The 8,807-nt window shown below is 42.8% G+C and carries 6 protein-coding genes; all 6 read left to right on the top strand.

Annotated features, from left to right (window positions below; translation table 11 throughout):
- Nucleotides 1-462 precede the first annotated feature (462 nt).
- The gene (gene rfaH / locus L1D47_RS19435) at nt 463-990 is read left to right on the top strand and encodes a transcription/translation regulatory transformer protein RfaH (RefSeq protein WP_239886461.1); all 528 of its coding nucleotides are present in this window, start codon (nt 463-465) and stop codon (nt 988-990) included.
- A gap of 839 nt (nt 991-1,829) precedes the next feature.
- Nucleotides 1,830-4,589: an SLBB domain-containing protein gene (locus L1D47_RS19430; protein ID WP_239886460.1), complete on the top strand. Its 2,760-nt coding sequence runs from the start codon at nt 1,830-1,832 to the stop codon at nt 4,587-4,589.
- An 84-nt stretch (nt 4,590-4,673) separates the two neighbouring features.
- Entirely contained in the window at nt 4,674-5,648 is a 975-nt protein-coding gene (locus L1D47_RS19425) for a Wzz/FepE/Etk N-terminal domain-containing protein (RefSeq protein ID WP_239886459.1), read from the top strand.
- Nucleotides 5,649-5,815: 167 nt separating this feature from the next.
- A complete protein-coding gene (locus L1D47_RS19420; protein ID WP_239886458.1) occupies nt 5,816-7,435 on the top strand; it encodes an aldolase catalytic domain-containing protein in 1,620 nt (539 codons plus the stop codon).
- Nucleotides 7,419-8,078, top strand: coding sequence for an HAD hydrolase-like protein (locus L1D47_RS19415; protein WP_239886457.1), 660 nt, complete (start codon nt 7,419-7,421; stop codon nt 8,076-8,078). Before L1D47_RS19420 ends, L1D47_RS19415 begins: the two co-directional genes overlap by 17 nt.
- 2 nt (nt 8,079-8,080) lie before the next feature.
- The coding region (locus tag L1D47_RS19410; protein ID WP_239886456.1) for a 3-deoxy-manno-octulosonate cytidylyltransferase at nt 8,081-8,807 on the top strand (727 nt) is incomplete at its 3' end.

The following is an 8,807-nucleotide window of genomic DNA, read 5'->3' as shown; positions in this document are numbered from 1 at the left end:
TCGTCGCACAGCTCTGGCTTTGATAGCAGCGACAGTTCAAGGCATTCAACTGAGGGCATGCCGAGGCCTGCTGAAGTTGAATAACGCCGAAATGGTGTTGCTATCAAAGCCCCGCAGGGCGAGGCTTACAGCGGTATTTGCTGCGTTACAGTTCTTGCGAAGGACTAGGGCCATTCGCTGCAAACTGTGCCTAGCATCTATCCACTTTAAGCACACGCAGAGCAAGCACGGGACTTATTCGCACCTTCCATAGAGGAAAAACGCTCTTTTCTTTGCCCTGGAGTATTTGCTATGATTTCGGCCGTGAATTGGATGTCACCTGAATTATCTCGTTATCTTTGCATTGCGCGTTATTCTAAGCGTCTTGCAAACACAGTAGTTATGATAGTAAAGCCGCATTGGTGTCAGCTATAGCGGTGATTAAGTGTTAGCTAACGATAAAAATAGGTTCTTAAGGAAATTATGAAGTCTTGGTATCTTGTGTATTGCAAACCTCGCGGCGAAACGCGCGCGCAGCAAAATCTTGCATTGCAACAGATAGAGACTTACCTGCCCACTCTCCCACAACAGATCACCAAGGCCGGCAAGACCAGTGTTAAGCGTCTGCCGCTATTTCCCTGTTACCTGTTTATCTATTTCGACCCGCTTGAGATTAGCGTTAGTAAGATACATTCGACGCGAGGCGTGTCTCGAATCATAGGTTGTCGTGAGGAGATGACGGCGATAGATGACGCCATAGTGCACTCCATCAAGATGCGTGAGGCAAAAATGCTTAATGCCCTGCAACTACCAAGTGACACTATGCTAGCGGAAAATGGTGAGCAGCCTTTGGTTGTCGGTGACAAGGTGAAGTTCGTCGATGGACCATTTAAGGAACTTGAGGGGATCTTTGAAGAGGAGAGCGGCGATAAGCGTTGCCACATCTTGTTTGAGATCATGGGGCAGCAAAAGAGGGTGTCTGTTTCACGAGCTAGCGTCAAGGGTGTTTAAGGAAGACATGTGAGTTGCCACTGGCTTATTTAAGCAGGGCTTCGAAGACACAGTTACACATGGATAGGTGATAAGGAGTAGGCTGTTGGCGCTAATGTATGTAAGAGATCTGCCATAGAGAATGATTCATTGTCATGATGCTCTAATCGTTGCGTCGGTGTTTGGGCTATTTGGAAACAGATTTTGGTTGTTTGGTGCCCGGATCAAGCTGTTTTAAGCCGATGGTAATGATCGCATTCGATTGTATTGAACAATTGATGGCTATGTGAGCAGTAATTGTCTTTTTGTTCCAGTACAATGAATCTTTTTTCTTCAAGATAGCGCAAAAGTACTTTGTTTAATGTGTCATTTTGTAAGGCATCTTAAGCAAAGTGTTTTAGCAAAGATTAATTTAAAAACTGATTTTCGCGTGGTGAAGGGCATGTTGGGAGCCGTAACCTATGGGCGGTAGCGTGCCCGAAGGGCATCGAATGAAAAGTTTCATTCGTTAAGCGATAGCCGAAGGCCTCTGGCCGCCACGCGGGTCGGTAGCGTGCCTGAAAGGCAAAAGACAGAATAGCTTCTGTCTTTTAGTGGGCGCCGAAAATGATTGTCAGGAACAATCATTAGCAGCTTTAGCTGGCTCGAAGAGTGAAGTACCGGATGTACTGAGTCAGGTCGCTGCCACGCGGGTCGGTAGCGTGCCTGAAGGGCATCGAATGAGTACTTAGCGTTTTGAGTGCGGATTCGTTAAGCGATAGCTTTGGCCACCACGTGGAACGGCAGTGTGCCTGAATGCCAATCTTAATGTTTAAGACAGAACATTTTTTAGACCTTGCCTTTATCAATGGAGAGTATCGGTGTTACAACGAACCAAAAAAGTCATTCTAACAGCGGTTACCGCACTGTTTTTAGTGGGGACCCAGGCGCAGGCGATCACGCCTTCGCCGCAAATGATAGAGCAATTTAAGAATCTGCCTGCATCTGAGCAGCAAAGACTCGCGCGTCAATACGGTATCGACCCTGCGATGCTTGGCAGCGTTAACAATTCACAGAAGGGGCTTGAAAATCCGCAAGTGGTTCAACCTCGTGACACTCAAGAGGTTCAACTTCGAGCCACCAATGAGGTCGTCGATCATTCGCGTGATGCTGCTAACGAGCTTAATTTCTCGCAAGATGAGCAGAAAAATCAGTTAGAGCGCTTCGGGTACGAGTTGTTTCAGGGCGAGCCAACGACCTTTGCGCCTGTCTCAGACGTGCCAGTGCCTAGCGAGTACTTGGTAGGGCCGGGGGACAGAATCAAGGTGCAACTCTTTGGTAAAGAAAATAAAGAGTATGATCTTGTCATTAATCGTGAAGGCAGCATTCAATTTCCAGAGCTTGGTCCTATCTCGGTTGCAGGCTTAAGCTTTGCGGAGCTTAGAGAATCTTTAAGTCATCGTATCTCTCAGCAGATGATAGGTATCGAGTCGAATATCACCATGGGTGAACTTCGCTCGATTCGCATCTTTGTTGCAGGCGATGCCTATAAGCCTGGCTCATACACTGTCTCTAGTTTGTCGACGATTACCCAGGCGTTGTTTGTTGCTGGTGGGGTAAATGAGATTGGTTCGCTACGTAATATCCAAGTCAAACGTAACGGTAAGTTAGTCGGTAGTATGGATCTTTATGACTTACTGATGCGCGGTGATGCGTCGGGGGATGTTCGTCTGCGCTCCGGTGACGTGGTGTTTATTCCGCCTGTTGGTGGGTTAGTTAGCATTACGGGTGAAGTGCGTCGCCCAGCCATTTACGAGCTTAAACGGAATGAAACGGTTGCCGATATCGTTGCCATGGCGGCAGGTGTCAAGCCAGGAGCCTACCCTAAGAGCAGTAGTATCGAACGCTATAACAGCAATGGCCTCCGCTCTATTGTTAATGTGGATCTGACTTCTTCAAAAGGAAAGTCGACTAAGGCTCAACCCGGTGATTTCATTCGCGTTAAAAACGCTTCAGGTCAGTTTGAAGATGCTATTACCGTGGTGGGGGCTGTCGTGCGTCCAGGAAAGTACCAATGGTTTGATGGCCAAAAGATTAGTGATCTTCTGCCATCACTTTGGGGCGACCTGTCGATGTCCGCCGATCTCAACTACGCCATTATCGTTCGTGAGGTCAATCGTTACGGTAAGGTTAAGGTATTACAATTCTCACCCAGCCTTGCTATTGCCGAGAAGGATTTGGCGCAAGATTTGACATTGCAACCTCGTGATAAGGTGATGCTATTCAACTATAGCGATGATACTCAGAATCGCTATGAGTTAAATAAGCTGGTAAAGCAGCGCGTAGAGAAAGTTACCTTACTAACGGGCGACAGCTTGGTGGGTAACGATCTGTTTAAGGCTGGCTTCTCACAGCTTGATAAGATGCAACTTTCAGAGCGTAGTCAGATTGGTGGGGTAGTTATTGCCAAAGAAGCGCCAGATGATAAAGAGCAGTTGATTAAAGGTGAAGTCAGCAAGATGTTGGCTAACCTGTTTGATGATAAGGAACTTATTAAACTCAGTGGTTCGATGAATCGCAGTGAGTTGCTTTATCCTGTAGTGGCCGAGCTTGCTGCACAAGGTAATTCAGATAACGGTACGCAGGTTGTTGCAATCAGTGGCAAGGTTCGTCATCCCGGCGTGTACCCGCTGACTCAAGGAGCCAAAGTTAAAGATTTAGTGACTGCAGCGGGTGGATTAGTCGAAGGTGCTTATACGGCTAGAGCCGAACTGACATCTACGATTATTGACAGTGAGGAGTCTAGCGTTAGGCACGCTAGCATTAATCTTGCTCAAGCTTTGGCAGGCAATAGTGATGCGAACTCACTGCTTAATCCAAGAGATATTCTCACCGTTATGACTACACCTGATTGGCAGGAAAATAAAGCGGTTGAGATTCGCGGAGAAGTAAAATTCCCTGGCGTGTATAACATTCGCCGCGGTGAGACGCTTGCAGATGTTATAGACCGTGCTGGTGGTTTTACCCAGTATGCTTATTTACCTTCTTCAGTGTTCGTTCGTGAATCGGTGCGTCAACAAGAGCAACTTGAGATCAAGAAGCTTGCCGACCAATTACGTCGTGACATCGCCACTCGCGGTGTATCCAAAGATGGTAATGTTGTGAATTATAGCGATGCGCAATTGATGCTTACCGATCTTGAAAATATTAAGGCTGTAGGTCGCCTGGTTGTTGATTTGTCAGCAATCTCAATTGGCATCGAGCAGGCGGATCTTCAGCTAGAAGATCAAGATATTCTTTATGTTCCGTCAGTTAAGCAGACGATTGCGGTAATGGGCGAGGTTCAACATGCGGCGACCCACAGGTTTAAGGAAGGTCTAACGCTAGATCAGTACCTTGAAATGTCGGGTGGTGCAAGAGAGCGCGCCGATGAAGACAGAACTTATATTATAAAGGCAAATGGTTCAGTAATACTGCCAAATCGCTCCATGTGGTTTAGTAGTAATACAGAACTTAATCCTGGCGACACCATTATTGTGCCATTGGATACTGAGTATAAAGACAACCTAACACTTTGGACTCAGGTTAGCGGCATTATTTATAACAGCGCCGTTGCACTGGCGACGATTACCAAATTATAGCCTTTTAGATGAGCACTTTAATGACGTTGTCATTAAAGTGCTTGGTTTCTTTTTAGGATGATGAGACTCAGAGACACAAATTTTATGTCCACCGAGATAAAAAACTATGGGGATGCACAGTTTTCCGATATGCGCGCCCAAGTACAACAAGCTGATGATGAAATCGACCTACGAGAGTTGTTTTCCGTTATCTGGCAAGGCAAATGGCTAATTATTGCGATAACGGCCATATTTGCCATTGGCTCAGTTATTTTTGCCATTTTGCAGCCCAATATCTATAAGTCTGAAGCACTGTTAGCGCCAGCGAGTGAAGAGCAAGGCGGCGGTTTAAGCGCGCTTGCTTCTCAGTTTGGTGGTTTAGCGAGTATGGCTGGTATTAATTTAGGTAGCGGTGGTGGAGTTGATAAGACTCAGATGGCCATCGAGGTATTGAAATCGCGACAGTTCGCTAGTGACTTTATTCAAAAGCACAATCTTCTACCTGATTTGATGGCCGCCAAAAAGTGGAACATGACCGATAACACTATTGTATATGACGATGAACTATATGATGTTGCGTCGAAGACATGGGTGAGAGAAGTCAAAGCTCCTTTTAAGCCTGAACCATCAATGCAGGAAGCCTATAAAGAGTTTAGTAAAATAGTTAGCATAAACTCTGCGAAGGACACTGGCATGGTCACAGTATCTGTAGAACATTTGTCGCCAACTGTTGCGCAGCAATGGGTTAATTGGTTAGTTGAAGATATTAACAAAGTCATGAAAGAGCGTGATGTCGCAGAAGCGACTCGTAGTAGTGACTTTTTAAATAGGCAGATTGCACAAACTAATGTTGCTGACATTCGCGCCATTCTCTATAAGCTAGTTGAAGAACAAGCTAAAACCATTATGTTTGCTGAAGTGCGCGATGAATACGTATTTAAAACTATCGATCCCGCACTAGTGCCAGAAGAAAAGGCCAAGCCAAAACGGGCGCTAATATGCGTATTAGGTACTATGCTGGGTGGTATGTTAGCTGTAATGCTGGTTCTGATAAGACATTTCGTAAGAAAAGAAAGCTAGAGCAAATAAATTTAAAGGCCTATTGGGACTGTTTTTGAAAAAACGGTAAAACCTAGGTTCTACAAGGGATAGCGAAGACCACGCTGTCTCAAAATGGATAAAAAGTGTCTCAGGTAGGCTTGAAAGGCTGAGATTTATTGTAAAAATTTTAAAGAGTAGGAAACGAAATGAATAATTGCATTCTAGATTGCACTCTCCGAGATGGTGGCTATTACAATAATTGGGATTTCGAGCCTGAAGTGGTTGCCCAATACCTTAATAGTGTAGCAAAAGCCAACATTGACTTCGTAGAGCTAGGCTTACGCAATTTTCCTAAAGATGGATTCTTGGGAGCTTTTGCATACACGACTGAAGACTTTATTAACACTTTAACATTGCCTGATGGTCCTACTTACGGCGTGATGGTTGATGCTAAAACTATCCTAGAATCAGGCATGTCAATCGAATCTGCTATTGATTCACTTTTCGTTCCAGCTGTTGAAAGTAAAATTGATTTAGTTCGTGTTGCTGCACATTTTAACGAAGTAGAGTTTTCAGCTCCTATTGTTTCACATCTTAAAAAATTAGGTTATATCGTAGGCTTCAACCTTATGCAAGCTGGTGGTAAGTCTGACGAAGTCATTTCAGATAAGGCTCGTCAAGCTGCTAGCTGGGAAGGTTTAGATGTTCTTTATTTTGCCGATTCACTTGGGAACATGGATAGTCAAGAAGTACAACGTATAATTGCAGCACTCCGTATTCATTGGATTGGCGCAATGGGTATTCATACTCATAACAACATGGGTAAAGGCCTGGATAATACAATGACTGCAATGGAAGCTGGTGTATCATGGTTAGATAGCACAGTTACAGGCATGGGGCGTGGTGCAGGTAACACACAAACTGAGAACCTTCTAGCTTACTTTAATAAAGTTGAATCTAAGTACAATCCAAAACCCATCTATGAATTGGTTATTCGTCACTTTGAAGCGATGCAAAGAGAATACGGTTGGGGAAGTAACTTGCTTTATTTCCTAGGAGCTCAACATGACGTGCATCCAACTTACATTCAAAATTTGTTGTCTAGTACTCATTATGGAACAGATGAAATTATCGGGGCTATCGACTATTTAAGTAAATTAGAAGGTACAACATCATACAATGGAGCAGTGCTTGATACTGCAGTGAACTTCTCTGATAGTAAAGCAGAAGTTAACGGTAGCAAAGATGCACAAGGTCTGTTCGATGGAAAAGATGTACTTATCATTGCTAATGCCCCAAATACTGAAAAGTATGCTCCTGCGGTTGAGATGTACATAAAGAAAACTAAATCTGTAGTTATTTCAATAAATACAACAGCTCACATTGCACCAGAACTGATTGATTACTATGTAATTTCACACAATTCTAAATTTTTGTCAGAGTCAACACTCTATAAAGGATTAGATAAACCAATAATTTTACCTAAATGCCGTTTCAACGAAACTGAATTGGCAGAGCTTAATGGGATTAATTTGGTTGATTATGGGTTAAGTGTTATGAAAGATACTTTTGCCACTCAAGGTACTTATACGACAATACCATACGATATAACTACACCATATATTCTCGGAGTTTTACTTGAGTCAGAAGTGAAATCAATTTCAGTGGTTGGGTTTGATGGCTACGCTCAAGATGACATTCGACAACAAGAGATGGTGGATATCTTGAATCTTTACAACGCTCATGAAAAGAGCAAAGAAATTAAATCTTTGACCCCGACTAGCTACCCAATTGCTAAAGGCTCAGTTTATGCACCTGTTATCTGAATATGAGGTATATATTTTTGATTGTGACGGAGTGATCTTAAACTCAAATCAATTGAAAATTGAAGCTATGAAAAATGCGCTGGAGGCGCATTTTTCATCTCAAGTTCTCATCAACGAATGTGTAAATTATTTCCGTCAGAATTTTGGAAAGTCACGCTTTCACCATGTATCGCATTTTCTTGATAATATATTTGAAATTGACGAGAGAGACAAAGATGAACTGGAACAGTTTGTTTTGAATGATTTCTCCAAGCAGTGCCGTACTTTATATCTATCAGCTGAATTAACTCCCAACTTCATAGAATTTCTCGAACAATGTGAAGGGAAACGATATGTCGCTAGCGGTTCTGAGCAAAACGAACTAAGAGATGTATTTAAAAAACGTTGTTTAGATATTCATTTTGATGGTGTATTTGGTTCACCAAGACCAAAAGCTCAGTTAATCCAGGATATTCTCCAGAGGGGGCATACGACTAATGCTGTTATGTTTGGTGATGCTGAGTCAGATTTGCTTTCAGCTAAACAAAATAACATCGACTTTGTTTTCTATTCGCCTTTTTCAAATGTAAAAGAGAAGATGATTAAGTTGTGTGACCTGGAGCAATACATGGTTATAGATGATTTTTCAAATGCGAGATTTTAATTATGAGTAGTGAGAAAACCTTCGCAGTAGTAATTCCCGCCCGTTATGAGTCAAGCAGGTTTCCTGGAAAGCCATTAGTTAATATATGCGATAAGCCAATGATACAACATGTGTGGGAACGCTGTTGTTTAGCTGTAGGTAAAGATAAAGTTTATGTTGCAACAGATGATACCCGTATTCAAACTGCTGTAGAAAGCTTTGGTGGTAGAGTTGTTATGACAAGTTCTGATTGTCTAACGGGTACTGATCGACTCGCTGAAGCTAATCAGCAGCTCAATTGTGACTTTTTAGTTAATGTACAAGGTGATGAGCCACTTATTAATCCAAAAGATATTAATTCTGTGATTAATGCGTTTTTAAAGAGTGGTAATGTAACAAATGCCATGTGTCCGATTGTTTCGGAGCAAGAGTTTCACTCTTATACAGTACCTAAAGTCACATTTAGTCAGTCGGGTAAGTTACTTTATATTAGTCGCGCAGGAATCCCACAAACTAAATCCGGCGAATTCAAGTTTGGCTATAAGCAGGTTTGTATCTATGCTTTTTCTAAAGATCAATTAGCTTTCTTTTATAGTAATAAGTTTAAAACTCGACATGAACAAGTTGAAGATATAGAAATCTTACGCTTTTTAGAATCAGATTATCCAGTCGAAATGGTTGAGGTAGAGTTAGGATCATTAGCTGTCGATATACCAAGTGACGTGGAACTTGTAGTCCGTAAATTAAAAT

Source organism: Shewanella sp. Isolate7, from assembly GCF_022398425.1.
GTDB lineage: Bacteria > Pseudomonadota > Gammaproteobacteria > Enterobacterales > Shewanellaceae > Shewanella.
The sequence above is the reverse complement of the archived record's forward strand: the minus strand, read 5'-3'. Positions and strand labels throughout refer to the sequence as shown.